This is a genomic window from Herbaspirillum lusitanum, from assembly GCF_026127345.1.
GTDB classification, from domain to species: Bacteria; Pseudomonadota; Gammaproteobacteria; order Burkholderiales; family Burkholderiaceae_D; genus Herbaspirillum; species Herbaspirillum lusitanum.
The window spans coordinates 104,780-125,261 of record NZ_QXFG01000002.1; the positions used below are offsets into that span (position 1 = coordinate 104,780).

General features: G+C 61.3%; 18 protein-coding genes. 14 read left to right on the plus strand and 4 right to left on the minus strand.

Annotation, left to right across the window (positions count from 1 at the left end):
- Positions 1-19 precede the first annotated feature (19 nt).
- The 8 genes from urtA (at position 20) to DXT88_RS00790 (ending at position 7,731) form a co-directional block, all read left to right on the plus strand.
- Positions 20-1,282, plus strand: coding sequence for an urea ABC transporter substrate-binding protein (gene urtA / locus DXT88_RS00755; protein WP_016834172.1), 1,263 nt, complete (start codon positions 20-22; stop codon positions 1,280-1,282).
- Between the two features lie 155 nt (positions 1,283-1,437).
- The gene (urtB, locus tag DXT88_RS00760; protein ID WP_016834173.1) at positions 1,438-2,355 is read left to right on the plus strand and encodes an urea ABC transporter permease subunit UrtB; all 918 of its coding nucleotides are present in this window, start codon (positions 1,438-1,440) and stop codon (positions 2,353-2,355) included.
- 35 nt (positions 2,356-2,390) lie between these two features.
- Positions 2,391-3,578 (plus strand): urea ABC transporter permease subunit UrtC, encoded by a 1,188-nt coding sequence (gene urtC / locus DXT88_RS00765; protein WP_265211016.1) that lies wholly within the window; start codon positions 2,391-2,393, stop codon positions 3,576-3,578.
- Positions 3,575-4,342, plus strand: coding sequence for an urea ABC transporter ATP-binding protein UrtD (gene urtD, locus DXT88_RS00770; protein ID WP_007884565.1), 768 nt, complete (start codon positions 3,575-3,577; stop codon positions 4,340-4,342). Before urtC ends, urtD begins: the two co-directional genes overlap by 4 nt.
- A 31-nt stretch (positions 4,343-4,373) precedes the next feature.
- Positions 4,374-5,063, plus strand: coding sequence for an urea ABC transporter ATP-binding subunit UrtE (gene urtE, locus DXT88_RS00775; RefSeq protein ID WP_016834176.1), 690 nt, complete (start codon positions 4,374-4,376; stop codon positions 5,061-5,063).
- Between the two features lie 39 nt (positions 5,064-5,102).
- Positions 5,103-6,125 (plus strand): aliphatic amidase, encoded by a 1,023-nt coding sequence (locus DXT88_RS00780; RefSeq protein ID WP_265211021.1) that lies wholly within the window; start codon positions 5,103-5,105, stop codon positions 6,123-6,125.
- Positions 6,126-6,166: 41 nt separating this feature from the next.
- The gene (gene fmdA, locus DXT88_RS00785; RefSeq protein ID WP_265211023.1) at positions 6,167-7,345 is read left to right on the plus strand and encodes a formamidase; all 1,179 of its coding nucleotides are present in this window, start codon (positions 6,167-6,169) and stop codon (positions 7,343-7,345) included.
- Positions 7,346-7,434: 89 nt separating this feature from the next.
- The gene (locus DXT88_RS00790; RefSeq protein WP_016834179.1) at positions 7,435-7,731 is read left to right on the plus strand and encodes an FmdB family zinc ribbon protein; all 297 of its coding nucleotides are present in this window, start codon (positions 7,435-7,437) and stop codon (positions 7,729-7,731) included.
- Between the two features lie 11 nt (positions 7,732-7,742).
- Here DXT88_RS00790 and DXT88_RS00795 read toward each other — a convergent pair whose 3' ends face one another.
- A complete protein-coding gene (locus tag DXT88_RS00795) occupies positions 7,743-8,699 on the minus strand; it encodes an AraC family transcriptional regulator (RefSeq protein WP_265211026.1) in 957 nt (318 codons plus the stop codon).
- 190 nt (positions 8,700-8,889) lie between these two features.
- On the opposite strand from DXT88_RS00795, the gene DXT88_RS00800 reads away from it, so the two are divergent.
- Together DXT88_RS00800 and DXT88_RS00805 are read left to right on the plus strand one after the other, a co-directional pair.
- Positions 8,890-9,747 (plus strand): oxidoreductase, encoded by an 858-nt coding sequence (locus DXT88_RS00800; RefSeq protein ID WP_265211028.1) that lies wholly within the window; start codon positions 8,890-8,892, stop codon positions 9,745-9,747.
- A 173-nt stretch (positions 9,748-9,920) separates the two neighbouring features.
- Positions 9,921-10,160 (plus strand): hypothetical protein, encoded by a 240-nt coding sequence (locus DXT88_RS00805; RefSeq protein ID WP_265211030.1) that lies wholly within the window; start codon positions 9,921-9,923, stop codon positions 10,158-10,160.
- A gap of 89 nt (positions 10,161-10,249) precedes the next feature.
- Here the strand turns inward: DXT88_RS00805 and DXT88_RS00810 are convergent, their stop codons facing one another.
- Positions 10,250-12,361, minus strand: a complete 2,112-nt coding sequence (locus DXT88_RS00810) for a TonB-dependent receptor family protein (RefSeq protein WP_265211032.1) — start codon at positions 12,359-12,361, stop codon at positions 10,250-10,252.
- 364 nt (positions 12,362-12,725) lie between these two features.
- On the opposite strand from DXT88_RS00810, the gene DXT88_RS00815 reads away from it, so the two are divergent.
- The 4 genes from DXT88_RS00815 to DXT88_RS00830 all read left to right on the plus strand — a co-directional run bounded on the left by DXT88_RS00815 (position 12,726) and on the right by DXT88_RS00830 (position 16,440).
- Complete coding sequence (locus DXT88_RS00815) at positions 12,726-13,430, plus strand: SDR family oxidoreductase (RefSeq protein ID WP_265211034.1); 705 nt, start codon at positions 12,726-12,728, stop codon at positions 13,428-13,430.
- Between the two features lie 167 nt (positions 13,431-13,597).
- Entirely contained in the window at positions 13,598-14,392 is a 795-nt protein-coding gene (locus tag DXT88_RS00820) for a MipA/OmpV family protein (RefSeq protein WP_265211036.1), read from the plus strand.
- 9 nt (positions 14,393-14,401) lie between these two features.
- Positions 14,402-15,100 (plus strand): response regulator transcription factor, encoded by a 699-nt coding sequence (locus tag DXT88_RS00825; RefSeq protein ID WP_265211038.1) that lies wholly within the window; start codon positions 14,402-14,404, stop codon positions 15,098-15,100.
- Positions 15,097-16,440, plus strand: coding sequence for a sensor histidine kinase (locus tag DXT88_RS00830; RefSeq protein WP_265211039.1), 1,344 nt, complete (start codon positions 15,097-15,099; stop codon positions 16,438-16,440). Before DXT88_RS00825 ends, DXT88_RS00830 begins: the two co-directional genes overlap by 4 nt.
- Before the next feature lie 48 nt (positions 16,441-16,488).
- On the opposite strand, the gene DXT88_RS00835 is transcribed toward DXT88_RS00830, so the two are convergent.
- Both DXT88_RS00835 and DXT88_RS00840 read right to left on the minus strand, forming a co-directional pair.
- A complete protein-coding gene (locus DXT88_RS00835) occupies positions 16,489-18,864 on the minus strand; it encodes a TonB-dependent siderophore receptor (protein WP_265211040.1) in 2,376 nt (791 codons plus the stop codon).
- Between the two features lie 85 nt (positions 18,865-18,949).
- A complete protein-coding gene (locus tag DXT88_RS00840; RefSeq protein WP_265211041.1) occupies positions 18,950-20,302 on the minus strand; it encodes a sigma-70 family RNA polymerase sigma factor in 1,353 nt (450 codons plus the stop codon).
- Positions 20,303-20,482: the final 180 nt, after the last annotated feature.

Consider the following 20,482-nt stretch of genomic DNA (forward strand, 5'->3'; position numbering starts at 1 on the left):
CGCTCGAAAGGAGTACCGCATGTCGCACCGTTCCTCTTCCAAACCGCCTTCATCGCAACGCCGCAAGATCATGATGGGCATCGTCGCAGGCGCCGCCGGTGCAGCCATGGCGTTCCCCGGCCTGGCCATGGCGCAGCAGTTCCCGACCGCCAAGGTCAACACCACCAAGCTGGCCATCACGGACACTGAAGTCACGGTCGGCCAGTTGCACTCGGCCACCGGCACCATGGCGATCAGCGAAACCGGTTCGATCCAGGCCGAACGCCTGGCGATCGACCAGATCAACTCCATGGGCGGCATCCTCGGCCGCAAGATCAAGATCATCCAGGAGGACGGCGCCAGCGACTGGCCGACCTTCGCCGAAAAAGCCAAGAAGCTGCTCGAGAACGACCACGTCGCCGCCGTGTTCGGCTGCTGGACCTCGGCCTCGCGCAAGGCCGTGCTGCCGGTCTTCGAAAAGGACAACGGCCTGCTCTACTACCCGACCTTCTATGAAGGCCTGGAGCAATCCAAGAACGTGTTCTACACCGGCCAGGAAGCCACGCAACAGGTGCTGGCCGGCCTCAACTGGGTGGCAAAAGAGAAGAAGGCCAAGACCTTCTTCCTGATCGGCTCCGACTACATCTGGCCGCGCACTTCCAACAAGATCGCCCGCAAGCACATCGAGAACGTGCTCAAGGGGTCGGTGGTCGGCGAAGAGTATTACCCGCTCGGCAATACGCAATTTGGCTCGCTGATCAACAAGATCAAGCTGAAAAAACCGGACGTGATTTTTGCCGACGTGGTCGGCGGCAGCAACGTGGCGTTCTACAAGCAGCTGAAAGCAGCCGGCGTCACCGCCAAGACGCAAAACCTGCTGACCATCTCCGTGACCGAAGATGAAATGCTCGGCATCGGCGGCGAAAACGTCGAAGGCTTCTACGCCTCGATGAAATATTTCCAAAGCCTCGACAACCCGAACAACAAGAAATTCGTGGCCGAGTTCAAGGCCAAGTTCGGCGCCAATTCAGTGATCGGCGACGTCACGCAGGCAGCCTACCTCGGCCCGTGGCTGTGGAAGGCCGCGGTTGAAAAAGCCGGCAGCTTCGACGTCGACAAGGTGGTCGCCGCCTCGCCGGGCCTGGAGCTCAAGACCGCGCCGGAAGGCTACGTCAAGGTCCACGCCAACCATCACCTGTGGAGCAAGACCCGCATCGGCGAAGCGCAGAAGGACGGTCAGTTCAAGGTCATCTATGAATCCGACCTGATCGAGCCGAATCCTTTCCCCAAGGGCTATCAATAATCACCCGGCGGTAATTTTTGTTGGCAGCAAAGCGGCGGCGTCTGTAGTGACATGCGGGCGCTGCCGCCCATGCAGTTGAAATTGAAGTTGAAGTTGAAGTTGAACAGTTGAAGTACCCAGACATTGCTTATCAATCACCCAGGGCGGGAGTCAACATGGTTTCTCTATCCGAATTTTTCGCCATCTTCGCCATGCAGGGCTTCAACGGCCTCTCGGTGTTTTGCGTGCTGCTGCTGATGGCGTTGGGCCTGGCCATCATCTTCGGCCAGATGGGCGTGATCAACATGGCGCATGGCGAGTTCCTGACCATCGGCGCCTACATCACCTATCTGCTGTCGCACCTGACCACGACTTATGCGCCCAGCCTGCAACCGTTCTATTTCTTCGGCGCGGTGGTGCTGTCGTTCATCGTCGCCTACGGCTTTGGCTACCTGACCGAGCTGCTGCTGATCAGCCGGCTCTACAAACGCCCGCTCGATACGCTGCTGGCGACCTGGGGCCTGAGTCTGGCGATGCAGCAGACCTTCCGCTCCATTTTCGGCGCAAAGGAAGTCAGCGCGACCTTGCCGGACTGGCTGCTCGGTTCATTCAAACCGACCGAGAACATCGACATCCCGATCAACGGCCTGTTCATGATGGTGCTGACGCTGCTGCTGACAGGCACCATCTTCATCCTGCTGTTCCGTTCGCGCTGGGGCCTGCAAGTGCGCGCCACCATGCAGAACCGCGTCATGAGCGGCGCCGTCGGCATCAATACCCGCAAGGTCGACCGCACTACCTTCGCCCTCGGTTGCGGCGTGGCGGGCGTGGCCGGCGCGGCGTTCACCACGATCGGTTCGACCGGTCCCACCAGTGGCTCGCTGTACATCGTCGACACCTTCCTGGTGGTGGTGTTCGGCGGCGCCCAGAGCCTGATCGGCACGATCGCTTCGGCCTTCTCGATTGCGCAGACGCAGTCCACTGCCGAGTTCTTCCTGACCGGTTCGATGGCCAAGGTGCTGACGCTGTCGGCGGTGATCCTGATCCTGATGCTGCGTCCGCAGGGCTTGTTCTCGGTGCGTGTACGTAAATGAATCGTCTTACAGATTTCCCTCAGCGAGGCTCAACAATGAATGCAGCATACGAAAAATTATTGGGAGGCAGGTCCGGATTGATGGGCTTGCTGATACTGGGCGTGCTGTTGCTGGTGGTCTTTCCGCTCGGCCTGGATATCTTCCGTCTCAATCTTGTCGGCAAGTACCTGTCCTACGCCTTCGTCGCCGTCGGGCTGGTGCTGTGCTGGGGCTACGGCGGCATCCTGAGCCTCGGCCAGGGCGTGTTCTTCGGCGTTGGCGGCTACTGCATGGCGATGTTCCTGAAGCTGGAAGCCTCGGACCCGATCAGCACAAAAATTCAGTCCACGCCCGGCATCCCCGACTTCATGGACTGGAACCAGATCACCTCGCTGCCGGCGATGTGGCAGCCCTTCCACAGCTTCAGCTTCACCGTGCTGGCAGTGCTGGCGGTGCCGACACTGCTGGCGCTGATCATCGGCACGGCGATGTTCAAGCGCCGTGTCGGCGACGTCTACTTCTCCATCGTGACGCAGGCGATTGCCGCGATCCTGTCGATCCTGATCATCGGCCAGCAAGGCCTGACCGGCGGCGTCAACGGCATCACCGACCTGAAGACGCTGATGGGTTGGGATATCCGCACCGACAGCGCCAAGGTGATCCTGTACTTCGTCAATGCCGGCCTGCTGTTCGCCTGCATCCTGTTCGGCCGCTACATCCTGACCTCCAAGCTCGGCCGCCTGCTGATGGCGATGCGCGACAAGGAAGAACGCGTGCGTTTCTCCGGCTACGACGTCGCCAGCTTCAAGGTGTTCGTGTTCTGCGTGGCGGCGATGTTCTCTGCCATCGGCGGCGCCATGTTCACCCTGCAGGTCGGCTTCATGTCGCCGTCCTTCGTCGGCATCGTGCCGTCGATCGAGATGGTGATCTACGCCGCGGTCGGCGGTCGGATGTCGCTGCTGGGCGCGGTGTACGGCACGCTGCTGGTCAACTTCGGCAAGACTTATTTCTCCGAGACCTTCCCCGAGCTGTGGCTGTTCCTGATGGGCGGCCTGTTCATCGCGGTGGTGATGTACTTCCCCAACGGCCTGGCCGGCGTGTACGAAAAGCAAGGGAAAAAACTGATGGCGAAGTTCTCGCGCAAGAAAGCGGCGCCGCCCGAACCGGCGAAGCCGAAAGCCGCCGCCAAGACCGATCCGACCGACATCCATCTCGACGGCGCCAACCTGGAGGCCAGCAAATGAGCAACGCACCCATCGGATTCGAATCGACCGATCACCCGGTTCTGGCGATTGAAGACCTGACGGTTTCCTTCGACGGCTTCAAGGCGGTCGACAAGCTCAACCTGTATGTCCAGCGCAATGAAGTGCGCGTGGTGATCGGCCCCAACGGCGCCGGCAAGACCACCGTGCTGGACCTGATCTGCGGCAAGACCCAGGCCACCTCGGGCAGCATCCGTTTCAACAATCACGAGCTGACCAAGATGAGCGAGCACGCCATCGTGCGCGTCGGCGTCGGTCGCAAGTTCCAGACGCCATCCATCTACGAAAACCTCAGCGTGTTCGAGAACCTGGAGATGTCCTTCCCGCGCGGCCGCAAGGTGTTCGGCGCGCTGACCTTCAAGCGCACCGCCGACGTGGTGGCGCGCGTCGAATCGGTGGCGGCGGAGATCTTCCTCGACCAGCATTTGTATACCCAGGCCGACCTGCTGTCGCACGGCCAGAAGCAATGGCTGGAGATCGGCATGCTGCTGATGCAGGAGCCGGAACTGCTGATGCTGGACGAGCCGGTCGCCGGCATGAGCGTGTCCGAGCGCGAAAAGACCGCGCAGCTGCTGGGCCGCATCAGCCAGGGCCGTTCGGTGGTGGTGATCGAGCACGACATGGATTTCGTCAAGAGCATCGCGCACAAGGTGACCGTGCTGCATCAGGGAAAAATTCTCGCCGAGGGCAGCATGGACAAGGTGCAGTCCGATCCCAAAGTTATCGACGTGTATTTAGGTCACTGAGTCGGCCATTCATTCAATTTCGGAGCCAGCCATGTTCAACGTATCCCATCTCGCCTCCGGCTACGGCCAGAGCGCCGTCATCCACGACATCAACTTGTCGGTGGCGAAGGAAGAAATCGTCGCCGTCATGGGCCGCAACGGCATGGGAAAGACTACGCTGTTCAAGACGCTGATGGGCATCCTGCCGCTGCGCGACGGCAGCATCAAGATCGACGGCGTCGAGCTGGGCGCCATGGAAAGCCACCAGCGCGTCTCGCGCGGCGTCGCCTACGTGCCGCAGGGCCGCATGATCTTCCCCGGCATGACGGTGCTGGAAAACATACAGACCGGTCTCGCCGCCGATGCGCGCGGCAAGGTGCCGGACGAGTTGTACGCGCTGTTCCCGGTGCTGTACGAAATGCGCAGCCGCAAGGGCGGCAACCTGTCGGGCGGCCAGCAGCAGCAGCTGGCGATTGCACGCGCGCTGGCGACCAATCCGCGCGTGCTGCTGCTGGACGAGCCGACCGAGGGCATCCAGCCGTCCATCATCAAGGACATCGCGCGCAGCCTGAAAGAAATCCGCAAGATCCGCGAGCTCACCATCATCGTGTCGGAACAGGTGCTGAGCTTCACGCTGGACATCGCCGATCGCTTCCTGGTCATCGACAAGGGCCGCTTCGTCTATGAAGACACGCGCGCCAACGTCGATGCGCCAACCATCAGCAAGTACTTGTCTGTTTAAGAAGTTGTTCTGCAACCGTTTTGAAAAAGGAGTGGCGTCATGAGGCATGGAGACATATCAAGCAGTAAAGACGCGGTGGGCGTGGCGGTCGTCAACTACAAGATGCCGCGCCTGCACACCCGCGCTGAAGTGATGGACAACGTCAACCGGATCGCAGCCATGCTGATCGGCATGAAGCAAGGTTTGCCGGGCCTCGATCTGGTCATTTTCCCGGAGTACTCGACGCACGGCATCATGTACGACGAGAAGGAAATGTACGACACCGCCGCCAGCATTCCCGGCGAAGAGACGCGCGTGTTTTCGGAAGCTTGCCGCATCGCCGATGTCTGGGGCGTGTTCTCGCTGACCGGCGAGCGCCACGAAGAGCATCCGCACAAGGCGCCGTACAACGCGCTGATCCTGATCAACAACCAGGGCGAGATCGTGCAGAAGTACCGCAAGATCATGCCGTGGACGCCGATCGAGGGCTGGTATCCGGGCGACACCACTTACGTCTGCGACGGCCCCAAGGGACTGAAGGTCAGCCTGATCATCTGCGACGACGGCAACTATCCGGAAATCTGGCGCGACTGCGCCATGAAGGGCGCCGAACTGATCGTGCGCTGCCAGGGTTACATGTATCCGGCCAAGGAACAGCAGATACTGGTGTCCAAGGCGATGGCGTGGATGAACAACGTCTATGTCGCCGTGGCCAACGCGGCCGGCTTCGACGGCGTGTATTCCTATTTCGGCCACTCGGCGATCGTCGGTTTCGACGGTCGCACGCTGGGCGAATGCGAGACCGAAGAGATGGGCATCCAGTACGCCGAACTGTCGGTCGGCGCGATCCGCGATGCGCGCCGCAACTGGCAGTCGCAGAACCATCTGTTCAAGCTGGTACACCGCGGCTACACCGGCAAGATCAATTCCGGCGAGTCGTCGGCGGGCGTGGCCGATTGCCCCTTCGATTTCTACAAGACCTGGGTCAACGATCCGCAGGCGGCACGCGCCCAGGTGGAGGCGATCACGCGCAAGACCGCCGGCACGCCGGAATGTCCGGTGCCCGGCATTCCCAACGAATAAATCGTCAATTCACCCTTATTCCACACGACAAGGAGAGTCGCATGCAACATTTCAAGATCAAGCCCGGCGTACCGCTGGCAGAGCAGCCTGAACTCGGCCACAACCGCTGGCATCCCGACCTGCCTTTCCTGTCGTCGGTCAAGCCGGGCGAGTCCATCCTGATCGAGTCGCTGGATTTCCTCGATGCACAGATCAAGGACACCGACGATATCTCCGACGTCAAGAACGTCGACCTCACGCGCGCACATCCGCTGACCGGTCCTTTCCACGTCGAAGGCGCCGAGCCGGGCGACCTGCTGGTGATCGATCTGCTCGACATCAAGCCGGTCACCCCGGTGGGTTTCTCGGGCGTGTTCTCCAAGGAAAACGGCGGCGGCTTTCTGGCCGATTATTTTCCCGAGGCCGACAAGGCCATCTGGGACCTGAAGGGCCTGTACGCCACCTCGCGCCACATCCCCGGCGTGCGCATCGCCGGTCTCACGCATCCGGGCCTGATGGGATGTCTGCCGTCGCACGATCTGCTGGCAGAATGGAATCGCCGCGAAGCGCCGCTGGCCGCCAAGGGCCTGGCCAAGCCGCCTGATCCGAGCACCGCGGTGCTGCGCGGCCTGACCGGCGCCAAGTTCGACGAGATGGCCAGGATCGCCGCGCGCACGGTGCCGCCGCGTGAACATGGCGGCAATACCGACATCAAGGATCTGTCGGCCGGCACGCGGATCTTCTTCCCCGTGTATGTGAAGGGCGCCGGCTTCTCGATGGGCGATTTGCACTTCTCGCAAGGCGACGGCGAGATCGGTTTCTGCGGCGCGATTGAAATGGACGGCGTCAGCCACGTCGGCTTCGACCTGATCAAGGGCGGCATGGCGAAGTACAACATCACTTCGCCGATCTTCATGCCGAGCATCGTCAAGCCGCACTACGAGCAATGGCTGACCTTCGAAGGCATCAGCGTCGAGAACGGCGTCAACTATTACCTCGACGCCACCGTCGCCTATCGCCAGGCCTGCCTGAAAGCGATCGACTACCTGACCCACTTCGGCTACACCGGCAGCCAGGCCTACATGCTGCTGACCGCCGCACCGGTGGAGGGACGCATCGGAGGCATCGTGGATATCCCGAACTGCGCATGTACGGTGTCGTTGCCGACCTCGATCTTCGATCAGGACATCACGCCGAAAGGCATGCTGAACGACAAGTCGTACTGGGGACGAAAGCCCTAGTCGTTCAGTCCTTTAGCCCCTGTTGCGGACGGAGGCTGCATTCCGTCCGCAATCCGTCTATCCGAACCATCGCCATACCGGAGCAGAACATGCCCTTATACGATATCCGCTGCAGCCACTGCGAAGGCATCTTTGAAAAATTACTCAAGATGCAGGCTTTGCACGGTCAGGTCGCATGCCCCTACTGCAAGGAGGACACCATTGCCGCACCGATGTTGACCGGTGCGCGCGTCGGCGTGCAGGTGACACAACGCTGGCGTCCGCGCAATGGCGCCGAGCAACTTGCAGGACAGGGCGCAGCAGGTCCCGGCGCGCATGCGGGTGCGGGGCGCAGCAGCGTGCTGCATAACTGCAAGGGACACAGCTGCAGTATTTGCCTGACCTGAGGTTCACGCGATCAATGTGAAGAAACGAACTGCGCGCCGTCCTCGTGCGGCGGCAGCGCAAAGCTCTTGCGCATGCGGTCGACTTCTTCCACTGGCGTGCGGCCGAACAGGCGCTTGAATTCGCGGCTGAACTGCGACGCGCTTTCATAGCCGACTTGCGCACAGGCGGCGCCCGCCGTCATGCCGTTGCGCAGCATCAGCAGGCGCGCCTGATGCAGCCGCGTCGATTTCAGATATTGCAGCGGCGAGGTATCCGTCACCGTTTTGAAATGCGCATGGAAGGTCGGCACGCTCATGCCGGCTTCCTTCGCCAGTTGATCGATACCGAGCGCTTCGTCATAGCTGCGATGAATCATGCTGATCGCACGGGAGATCTTGCCGAACTGGCCCTGCATGGTCAGCGCGGCGCGCATTGTTCCACCTTGTTGACCGGTCAGCACGCGGAAATAGATTTCGCGCCGCAGCGACGGTCCCAATACTTCAGCTTCCAGCGGATCGTTCATTGCTTCCAGAAAACGCAGCACGGTAATACCCAGTTCCGTCTCCATCGGCGTCGACACCATCCCGCGCGGTTTGGCCGCGCTGGGTCCGGCACAGTCGTCGATCTGCATCATCAGCTCGGCTGCGATCTTGAAATCCAGCCGCAGGTAAATCGCCAGCATCGGTTCCTTTTCGCTGGCGTCGGTCTCTATCGAAAACGGCACCGGCACCGATACCGCCAGGTAGTGCTGGGCGTCGTACAAATACACTTCCGAACCGAGATAGCCGCGCTTGCGTCCCTGCGCCACGATCACGATGCCCGGTTCGTACAGCACCGGCATGCGTTTCAACGGCCGGTTCGAACGCAGGAAGCGCACGTCGGCCAGCGGTGACAGGTTGTAGCCTTCCAGCGGCGTCAGCGCCGCCAGCAGTTCAACCATGCGGCGGCGGACTTCCTTCGGCGGGCTGAGTGACGGGGAGGTTGGCATGTCATTGAATCCGGCAATTTGCAATGCAGCTACTGTGCCATTGTTTCGATGTAGTTGCCGCTGAGTTTATCGCGGCGTCAGAGAATCAGGCAAACATGTGAGAAGAACCGGCAGCCGCGGCGTGCGTGGAAATCGATAATGGCCTGGTCGGTTTTTGTTCTTGTTTTTCACGCACAGCAAAGGAATTGCCATGTCTGCATCCAAAACTTTTTTCATCACCGGCGTCAGCAGCGGCTTCGGCCTTGCGCTCGCCGAAGCTGCCGTCGCCGCAGGTCATCGCGTCGTCGGCACAGTCCGCAGTGAAGAAGCCCGCCGCGCTTTCGAAGCGCAATTTTCCGACCGTCCGGGGCAGGCGTTTGCACGCCTGCTGGACGTTACCGATTTTACTGCCGCAGAAAGGATCGCCGCCGAGGTGGAGTCCGGAATCGGCGCAGTCGACGTGCTGGTCAACAACGCCGGATACGGCCACGAAGGCATCTTCGAGGAATCCGGCATGGAGGCATTGCAACGCCAGTTCGACGTCAACGTGTTCGGCGCGGTGGCGGTGACGAAAGGGTTCGTGCCCTTCATGCGCCAACGCAGGCGCGGCCACATCATCAATATCACCTCGATGGGAGGCTTCATCACGATGCCGGGCATTGCTTATTATTGCGGCAGCAAGTTTGCGCTGGAAGGCATCTCGGAAACCTTGGGGAAAGAACTCAAGGCCTTCGATATCTTCGTCACGGCTGTTGCGCCCGGATCGTTTCGCACCGATTGGGCGGGCCGCTCGATGGTGCGTTCGCCGCGCAGCATTGCTGACTACGACGCGCTGTTCGATCCGATCCGCGCTACGCGCGCCGAGCGCAGCGGCAAGCAGACCGGCGATCCGCGCAAGGCGGCACGGGCGATGCTGAAGCTGGTCGACAGCCCGGCGCCGCCTGCGCATCTGTTGCTGGGCAGCGATGCGCTGGGGCTGGTCAGAAAGAAGCTGGCGGAGTTGATGCAGGAGCTGGCGCAGTGGGAGACGCTGACGTGTTCGACCGATATCGAGCCGCATGCGACCTGACAATTTGCTGATTCCTCTTACAGATTAATACAACTTTACAGTCGTCATTTTCCTGCATGTCCACGTTAAGAGAGCAGCAGCCTCATTGCATCCGACGCTGTCGGAAAAGCAATGCAAGGCTGGTATCCCTTCCCGATTTTCCTGACGAGGAGCCAGAAAAAATGAATATCCGAATGATCAGAATTGCAGGCCTGTTGTCTGCCGCGGCCGTGGTGGTCGCCGTCAGCGGCTGCGTGGTCACGCCGCCGAGCGTACGTCCCGTCTATGCCGCACCTGTCGCGCCGCCGCCCGGGGTGGTGTATGTCGAACCGGCCTATGCCTCGCCCGGCGTCGGTTATGCCTGGGCTTATCACCCTCACTACGGCTGGGGCTGGCACCATCCGCAATACGGCTGGCATCGCGGCTGGCGTTGAGTTGATTCAACAAGGCTTGGCGTAAAAGAAATCGCCCCGCATCCGGTCGACTGCATGACCGGAATGCGGGGCGATTTTTCGTGCGCTGATTAGAACGCGTAGCGCCCTTGTACGTAGATCGTGCGTGGTGCGCCGACCATGCGTCCTGGATTGCCGTCGATGTTGCGTGTGAAATAGCGGCGATCGGTCAGGTTGTTGACGCCGGCCAAGACATCGAAGCCCTTGGCATTGGGCATCTTCCAGCTGACTTGTGCGTTCCAGGTGCGGAATCCTGGAATTTCACCGACGCTGCCGTCCGCGCTTTCCTTGATGGTATTGGCGACATCCATGAACTGGCGGCTTTGATGGGTGGTCGACAGATTGAATGCCCAGGGACCAGTTTCGTAACGCGTGCCGATGGTGTCGGTCTGGCGAGAATAGAACGGCACGTCCAGGCCGGTGGTCGTACCGGATCGCTGCAGGGCACGCGTGTAAGCATAGGTTGCGTACACGTTCAGGCCACGTAATGCGCCGTCCTTGTCGAAGCTGTAATCGATCGACGTTTCAACGCCGTCGTGCTGGGTCTTGCCGATGTTCTGGAACAATGCCGGATTGGTTCCGGGAATTTGCGAGATTTGGTTGTCGAAACGGATATCGAATACGGTGACTTCAGCCGACAGATTATTGCCCTTCCAGCGCGCACCGGCTTCGACGGTTTTTGCCAGTTCAGGCGACAGCGGATTGGTGGCCGACAGCGAGTTGAGCTGGGTGTTCTGTACCACGCCGAAAGAGGTGTTGTAGTTGGTGAACAGCGTCAGTTCAGGCGAATACAGATAGGCAACGTTCACGGACGGCAACGGCTTGTTGTTGGTGGCTTCAAACTTGCCGTTGGTGGTCGAATCCACGCGTGTCGAACTGATGTGCTCGTAGCGCACGCCCGGCGTGATGCGCCACGCGCCGACGGAGATCTTGTTGTCGACGTAGACCGAATGCGCATCGGTGCTGTTCTTGAACGAACTCACCGCGCCGTTCACGCCGGTGGTGATCGATTCATTGAAGCTCTTGTCGGTGCCGCGCTCGCCGATATAGCGATAGCCGACGGTCACGTCGTTGGCGATCTTGCCGGTCACGAAGCGTTGCGTGTAGCGCGGTTCGATGCCGGTGGTCTGGTAGTCGCGCGGCTGATGCTGGTAATTGGTAGTGGAACTGCCGATCAGTACGCTTTGACGGAAGCTTTCGACGAAGTAGGTGCGGACTTCAACTTCCTGGGTATCTGAAATGGTGTTCAGGTAGCCGAAGTCGATGGCTTTGCGGTTGCCCGACCAGAAGTCGTGCTTGCGCGTGTTCTGGAATGGATTGGCATTGTATTGCGCGACTGTCAGGCCGCCCGGCGTGCGCGAGAGCACATCGTAGTAAGAAACCTTGCCGTAGATTTCGGAGCTCGGATCGATTTCAAAGCGGAACTTTAACGCGAAATCGTTCAGGCGTTCGTTGCTGTTGTCGCGCCAGCCTGATCCTTCCGAGCCCGAATACAGCATCGCCAGACCCAGTCCATTGTCGAGCCGGGTGCCTGCAAAGGCGCTGTACTGATTGCTGGAGCCGCCCTGGCCATAGCTGTTGTAACGCATGCTGGCATCGGCGGTCAGACCTGCCTGGGTCGGGATCGAACGTGTCTTGAAGTTGATGATGCCGCCGACGTTTTGCGGACCGTAACGCACGGCGCCGCCACCGCGTACGACGTCGATCGACTCGATATTGTTGAGGCTGACCGGCGCAAACGAAATTTGCGGCTGGCCGTAAGGCGCCACGGACATCGGCAAGCCGTCGAGCAGAATGGTGGAACGTGGCGAATAGCGTCCGGTCAGGCCGCGTACGCCAATATTGAGCGAGATGGCGCTGCCGGCAGTGCCGGAGTTGTCGGTCGCCTGCACGCCGGGGATGCGACGCATCACATCGCCGATATTGACGGCGCCGGTGCTTTCGATCTCGGTTTTCTTGACGACGGTCCGGGCGCCGGGGAAGGTCTTCACGCTGGCATCCAGGCTATTGCTGCCCAGCCAGTCGCCGCTGACCTGAATAGTCTCAAGCGTATTCGGCGTTTCGGCCGGCGTAGTGGCCTGCTGCGCATGGGCAGCGCCGGCAAGCGTCATCAATGCAGCGGCGATGGCGGCGGCGCAGCGGGTTTGCGCTGCAATGGCGCGAGGAAGCGGAAGTGATGTCATGGTGATTTCTGAAAAGTAAAAAAGCGAGTAGTGCAGGGGCCGGCGATTCCCTCAGCCGACGCGGATGGATACATGCAAAGAAAACGCAAGCATCTGCAACGGATGGGAATAATAACCATTTACATTTACATGATCAAACCAAACATGCATCTTGATAGGCTCTTGAAAGCCAATACCCGCCTACGCTTGCTTCAAGCGTTGTAAATCATCTACAAAATTGCCCGGCAAAAATGTCAATTGCGGATAGCCGCAACCGAGCCGTTCTCTTCCGGAAAGGAGGGCGTACGGCAAACAGCCGGGTGATCGTGTACGCTGTCGCGTTCTGATCGGATCGTTCTCCGGTCGCATCCATACGGAGCAGCAAATGAGCACAACCAAAGTAGCCCTCGTCATTGGCGGCGGCAGCGGCATGGGCGCCGGCGTGGCGCAAAAACTGGCGGCCGACGGCTTCGGCATCGGCATCCTTTCTTCCTCCGGAAAGGGCGAGTCGCTCGGCAACAGCCTGGGCGGCGTCGGCGTCACCGGCTCCAACCGTTCGGTCGCCGACCTGCAAAAAGCGGTCGACGCCTGCCTCGCGCGCTGGGGCCGCATCGACGTGCTGGTCAATAGCGCCGGCCACGGTCCCAAGGGCAAGGTGCTCGAACTCAGCGATGAAGAATGGCTGCTCGGCATGGAGGTCTATCTGATGAACGTGGTCCGCAGCGCGCGGCTGGTGACGCCGTTGATGCAGCAGCAGGGCGGCGGCGCCATCATCAACATTTCGAGCTTCTCGGCGGTCGAGCCGTCGCAGTCGTTCCCGACCTCGAGCGTGTTCCGCGCGGGACTGTCGGCCTACACCAAGCTGTTCGCCGACAAGTACGCGCCGGAAAACATCCGCATGAACAATATCCTGCCGGGCTTCATCGACAGCCTGCCGGAAAAACCCGGCATCAAGGAACTGATCCCGATGGCGCGCTACGGCAAAGTGAGTGAAGTCGCGGCGCTTGCGTCGCACCTGGCGTCCGACGCGGCGGCTTACATCACCGGCCAGAACATCCGCATCGACGGCGGTATCACCCGTTCACTCTAAGAAGGAAATCGGCATGGTGCAATGGCCCGCCGTACTCGCGGTGCTGCCATCCATAATGCTGGGAAATCTCCTTTGGAGAAAACGGTGGAAGTCCGGTAAGTAACCGGTAAGTCAGCCTGCCCGATGATCGTGGCGCATTCCATCCATCACGATCTCCGGGAGTTTTCATGCGGCACACCACAGTTGTCCTTCGCGCCATCGTTTTTGGCGTCACCCTCGGCGGCGCCTGCGCAGCGTCTGCACAAACCGCAACGCAAGACGCCGGCGGCGGCAATGACGTCGCCCGCCAGCAAGAACCCGGCTGGGGCATCGGCCTCGGCGCCGGCTTCGAGCGCAGCCCCTATCGCGGCTACGGCACCAAGACCTCGGCGCTGCCCATCCTTTTGTACAATGGCGCCTACTTCCGCGTCGCCGGCCCGGCGGTGGATTTCAAGCTCGGCAGCGCCGGCCGGTTCGATTTCACGTTGCGGGCCAAATATGCCAACGAAGGTTACGAGTCCGGCGACGCACCCATCCTCAACGGCATGGACGAGCGCAAGGATGGTTTCCGCCTGGGCGGCACCGCGACGTGGCGCGCGCCGTTCGCCAAGTTCACGCTGGAGTGGCTCAAGGCCGCGGGCAACAGCAACGGCCAAACGGTTAAACTGAGCGCCGAGCGCGGCTTCACGGCCGGGCGCGTGCGCCTGACGCCGCATCTCGGCGTGACGTGGATGAACAACCAGTACGTCAACTATTACTATGGCGTGAAGTCGTCGGAAGCGACCTCCGCGCGCGCGGCCTACAACGGCAAGTCGACCGCCAACGTCGACGCCGGCGTGCGTGCCGACTACAGCCTGACCACGGCACAGTCGGTGTTCCTCGACCTCGGCGTAACGCATTACGGCAGCGGCATCACCGACGGCCCGCTGGTCGACCGTTCCACCTCGCCGTCGCTGCGGCTGGGGTATGTTTATAAATTCTGAGGGTGGTCAATGAATCGCATCGCGCTGCTGGAAGATCATGAACGCATGGCGGCGCTGATTGCGAAGGCCCTGGCCGCGGCCGGCATCGAGACCGATGTCTACGCCACCATCGCGCACGCCGCCGCCGGCTGCACGCAGATGGCGTATCCGGTGCTGGTGCTGGATCGCAGCCTGCCCGACGGCGACGGTCTCGACCTGGTGCGGCAGTTGCGCGCCCGCGGCGTCCTGACGCCGTGCCTGATGCTGACCGCGCGCGACGCCTTGCATGATCGTGTGGCAGGTCTCGAAGCCGGCGCCGACGATTACCTGCCCAAGCCTTTTTCCATGGAAGAAATGGTGGCGCGCGTGCGTGCGCTGATGCGCCGTCCCCTCCAGCTGCAAAGCCTCTCGCCCGAATTTGCCGGCCTGCGCGTCGAGCCCGAGGCCGGTTGCATGCGTCAGGGCGACGAGTCGGTGTCGCTGGCCGCCGCCGAATTGCAACTGATGCTGGCGCTGGTGCGCGCAGCCGGAAAATCGGTGCGCCGTACCGCGCTGGAAGCGGCGGCCTGGGGTTTGTCGGAACCGGTCACGCCGAATGCCCTCGACGTCGCGCTGCATCGCCTGCGCCGCAAACTCGCGGCGATTGAATCGCCGCTGCAGATCAGCAATATCCGCGGCCATGGCTACGCCTTGCTCGACAGCAGCAGACAAGAGCAGTTGCAATCATGAAAAGTCTCTCTTCAAGATTGTTGACCACCACGGCGATCGCGCTGACCTGCATCAGCGGCATCGTCGTATTGGTGCTTACCTTGTTGCTGCGCTGGGGCCCGGACATGATGATCAATCTCGATCTCGACCGCAATGCGGCGCGCATCGTCGAAGGCGTGCATTTCAACGCCGCCGGTATGCCCGACAGCGTCAGGCTGAGTCAGAAAATGACGGCCATCTATTCGGTGCTGTTGCAGGACGCCGCCTACCGCGTGCTTGATCAGGACGGCGTCGTCTTATTGTCGTCGGACCATGCCGATACCGCTTATGCACCCGCCGGTGAAAGCTTCAATCCGCAGCGCAGCCGTTTTCGCGTGGTCAGTAACGGCGAAGGCCAGCAAGTACTGACCGTGCCGTTCACCCACGACGGTCGCGCCTTCCATGTACAACTGATGCGCAGCGAACGCATGCATCGCATCATGCTCGGCAGCGACAGCGAGAAGGCGCAGAAGATCGCCATCGCCTCCGCCGTCGTCGCCATGCTGCTGTTCAGCCTGGTCGTTGTCGCCACCTTGCATCGCTCGCTGAAACCGCTGCGCAAGGCCTCGGCTGCGGCCGGGCAGATCCAGGTCGACAACCTGTCCGCGCGGCTGTCGCTGGACGATGTGCCGAGCGAACTGGCGCCGCTGTTCAATGCCTTCAACCTGGCGTTGCAGCGGCTTGAGGACGGCTATCGCGTGCAGCGGGAGTTCCTCGCCACCGCCGCGCATGAGCTGAAGACGCCGCTGGCCTTGATGCGCGGCCAGATTGAACTGGATGACCGCGGCGATCGCGGCGCCTTGCTGCGCGACCTCGACCACATGGCGCGCCAGGTGCATCAGCTGCTGCATCTGGCAGAAGCCAGCGAGCGCCAGAATTACGCGATGGAACAGATCGACCTCAACGACATCGCCGCCGAAGCGTCCGCGCAACTTGAGCGTCTGGCGCAACAGCGCGAAGTCCATATCGTCGGCGCCGTCAACGACGAGCCTGCAATGAAGGTAATGATAATGGCCGATCGCGGCGCTCTGTTCGTGCTGCTGCGCAACCTGATCGAAAACGCCGTGCACCACGCGCCGCCCGGCAGCGCCGTCGATGTCGACGTCAGTGTTCGCGAGGTCGCCGTGCGCGACTACGGCGACGGCATTCCGGTCGAAGCCATGCCGCAATTGTTCAAGCGTTTCTGGCGCGGCGCGCATCGGCGCGACGAAGGCGCCGGGTTGGGTTTGTCCATCTGCGAAGAAATCGCGCATGCGCACGGCTGGACGCTGCAGGCCGAAAACGCCGTCCCCGGCGCGCGCTTCAGGGTGGTGTTCGGCTAAGCGAGGATGTTGCGGACTATCTGTTGCCGAGGTCTCTGCCGGGCATGACTACAGGTCCACTTGCGCACTGAGGAACATGGTGCGCGGTTTGCCTGCCCAGGCGCCGTTGATGTCGGCGTCGCCGGCAGCCCAATAGCGTTTGTCGAGCAGGTTCTGCACGGTCAGGCCGAAGGTGGTCTTGTAGCCGCCGATGCGCGTGACGTAACGGGCGCCGGTGTCGAAACGCGTGTAGCCGCCCATCCACGCCGTGTTCTGCGTATTGAGCGGACGGCGGCCGACGTAGTAGATGCCGCCGTTGACGTTGAGCCCGTCGACGCCCGGCACGCGATAGTCCACGAACACATTGCCTTGCAGTTTCGGCACGTCGGCGATCTGTTTTCCGGCAATGGCCGGATCGGCAGGATTGTCCGCCTTGGTCTGCAGGTACGCCAGGCCGGCGACGATCGACAACCGCTTGCTGAGACGACCGTTGGCGGTCAGCTCCAGGCCGCTGTGGCGCTGCATGCCGCCTTGCACGGTGAAGCGGCCGGCGTTCACGTATTGCAGCGTCTTCTCGAGGCGGAACACCGCCCCGGTCAGCATCAGGTCCGGATTGAGGCCGTACTTGACGCCCGCTTCATATTGCCTGGTTTGCAGCGGCGGCAGGTTTTCGCCGGCGTTGTTGGTATCGTAGCCGGCCGGACCCGGTTGCTCGAAACCTTCCGCATAACTCACATACGTCGACAGTTCCGGCACGATCTTGAAGGTCACCGCCGCCGACGGCGCATTGATGCTGGCGGTCTGCGACGTATTCCTGCCGGAGGCTGGCATGCTGTCGTTTTTGTAGCGGACATGGCGCAGGCCCAGCATCACGTCCCAGCGATCCGACAGCGACATCAGGTCGCTGATGAAGACGCTGGGCTGGTAGTTCTTCGATTTGTTGTGATTCGGGTAGGTCAGATTCGACGGCGCCGAAGTGAACACCGGATTGTAGATGTTGCCGACCGTGTCGGGCAGCACCTTGAAACCGGATTCGACCGCCTGGAAATTGCGCGTCGAGAAACCGGTCACCAATTGATGCCTGATGCCGATGGTTTCAACATCGCCCGAGACGTACGAGTCGGTCGAGATCACGCGGAAGCTCTGATTGGGGTTGTAGTAAATGTCGCCCGACAGGATGTTGCCGTTGGCGGCGACGTTGTACACGTCGGGGAATGCGGCGACGCGGCCGTTATACGATTGCGCCGCGCGCGTGGTCAGTTTCCATTTGTCGTTGATGCGGTATTGCAGGTCGGCGCCGATGTTGAAGGTGCGCGTTTCATATTGCAGCCACGGCTGGCCGAGCAAGGTGCGCGGATCGATGCTGCTGACCGGCGGCAACTGCCCGTTGAGATAGGGACCGATCGAGGGCTGCGCGGAAATCTTGCGCTCCTGGTAATCAAAGTTGGCGCGCACCAGCAGATCAGGATTGATCGCCCAGTCGAACGCGCCGCTGACGAAGTCGCGCGAGGTGTCGCCGTTGTGGTGGAAGTCGCCGTTGCGTTCGCGGGCGACGTTGAAGCGGTAGCCGAAACGGCCGTCGTCGAGCGGGCCGCCGGTGTCCAGCGCGACATAGGTGCCGCCGCCGCTGTCGCTGCGCAACGAGGTCTTGATGCTGGTGAAGCGATCCCTGGTGGGGCGCTTGATGGCGTAATTGATGGTGCCGCCCGGAGAATTGATGCCGTACAGGAAGCCCGACGGGCCTTTCAGCAAATCGATCTGCTCGACGTTTTCCAGCGGGATTTCATAGTAGGGCGCGACCGACATGCCGTCGCGCCGCACGGTGTTGGTCCAGTCGGAAAAGTAGCCGCGGATGCGGACCATTTCATAGGCGCCGGCCTGCGTCGCGTCCTGTACCGACGGATCGTTCTTGAGCACGTCCATCATCGTGCGCGATTCTTGCGCGTCGATCAGTTCGCTTGAATACGATTGGACCGAGAACGGCAATTCTTCCGGCTTCTTGTAACCCAGCGCGCCGACGTTGACGCCGTCGGTGGCGTACAGCGAGGGACGCGCACCGCTCACGCTTACTTCAGGCAGCTTTTCTGCGGCGGCGCTTTTGCCGCCGGTGATGGCGTAGCCGCCGGCTGCGGTCGGACGGACTTCCAGTCCGCTGTGGTCGAGCAGGCGCTGCAGCGCTTCATCTACCGTCAGCGATCCCTTGACGGCAGGCGCCTGACGGGTTTCGGCGATGTCGGTGGAAAACACGATGGGCTTTCCGGACTGGCGCGCCAGAGTGCGCAAGGCGCTGTCGAGACGCTGTGCGGGAATGTCGAGATCGACCGCCGCAGATTGCGCCCAGGACATTGCAGCCAGCGACATGCCGACGGCAAGCACGCCTGCTTTCAGTGTGAGTGTGAATGTCTGGCGAGAGGAACGGCCTGCCTCCGGAACGGCACAACGCATGAACTACTCCTGTAAAAGTGATTGTTATTTATAGGAGTTACCGAAACCAGATCGCTGCGTGGGAACCTCTGAATGAAAATTATTTTTATTTGACCGTACTCATCACGTTACCTGCATTCCCCGCATTGCCTGCGATAGCCGAAATGACAACGCCGCTGGCGCCGCGTTTCACCGTCACCGGCAAAATGGTCGGCAGCACGCGCAGCAGGTCGTCGATGTCCTTGATGTCGTATTCGCCGGACAGGCGCAAGTCGCCTGTGCGTGCATCGGCCGGCACGATGGGTTGCGCCAGGTAGCGTTGCATGTCGGCCGCCGCCTCGCGCAGCGGGGTGCCGTTGAAATACAGCTTGCCGCGTTGCCAGGCGCCGCTCTGGCCGGGCTCGGGATCGGCCAGGCGTTCCAGTTTGCCGGCGGTCGAACGCAGTGCCTGGTTGGCGGCCAGTATCTGCGACTGGCCGCTGTCGCTGCGCACTTCAACGGCGCCCTGCTGCACGCTGACGCGCGCGCCGTCTTCCTCGTTGCGTACGTCGAACACGGTGCCGATGTCGGTCACGGTGGTGCGATTGGCCTCGACCACGAAGGAGCGGTAAGTATGAGCGACGTCGAAGCCGGCTTCGCCGCGCAACAGCGTCATGCGGCGTGAGAAGAGACGCGATTCGATGCGCAGTTCGCTGTCGGTATTGAGCTGGATGCGACTGCCGTCGGCCATCGTCAGCATCGAAGTCTCGCCGACCGCAGTAGTGATCTGACGTGTGTCGTACGCCGGGTCGATCAGCCATGCGGCGCCGGTGCTCAGAAGCAAGATCGCCGCCATCGTCGCGATCTTGCGCACCGCGCGGCGTTTTGCCGCGCCGCGCACGATGGTTTCCTGCGCCGGGAAGCGCGGGCGCAGCGGCGCCGCCAGCGACTCGCGCATGGCGGCGTCGCCGATCTCCGCATGGGCGTCGCTCCACACCGGACGGATCGCCGACATCGCGCGCTCCATGTGCTTGACCACCATCTTGCGCGAAATGCCCAACTGCGTCGCCACGGCGTCTTGCGACATATCCTGCAGCTTGTGCAGCAGGAATACTTCGCGGCAGCGCGGCGGCAAATCGTCGATGACGATTTCGAGCGCATCGATCAATTGCTTGCCGCGCAGGATTTCTTCGCCGTCGCTGTGGTGCAGGTTGGTGTCGGGCACGGCGCCGACCGATTCCTGCCATTGGCTGTGGCTGGTGGCCGCGCGTTGCAGGTCGATCGCCTTGCAGGTGGAGATGTGCTTGAGCAGCGCCAGCGGCGTGCCTTCCTGTTCGCGCGGACGGGTGCGCACCACGTGCATGTATACCTCGTGTACGACTTCATGCGCAAAATTCTTGTCGCCGAAACGCCTGCGCACATGATCGACGAGTTCGTCGTAATGGCGCATCAGGGCATCCAGCAGAGGCAGGTCTTGCAAGTCTTGGCGCATACCGTAGACGAGGCGGGAAGAGGGAGCTGCAAATTATAAATGATAATGATTTTTATTTGATGTGTATTTCATGCTGCCAAATGGTGCGGAAATGACATTGTTTTGCTTGTTGTTTTGGCAATTTTCTCGCATTGCGAAAAGCCGTGCTTCCGGTATCCGCTTTACTAC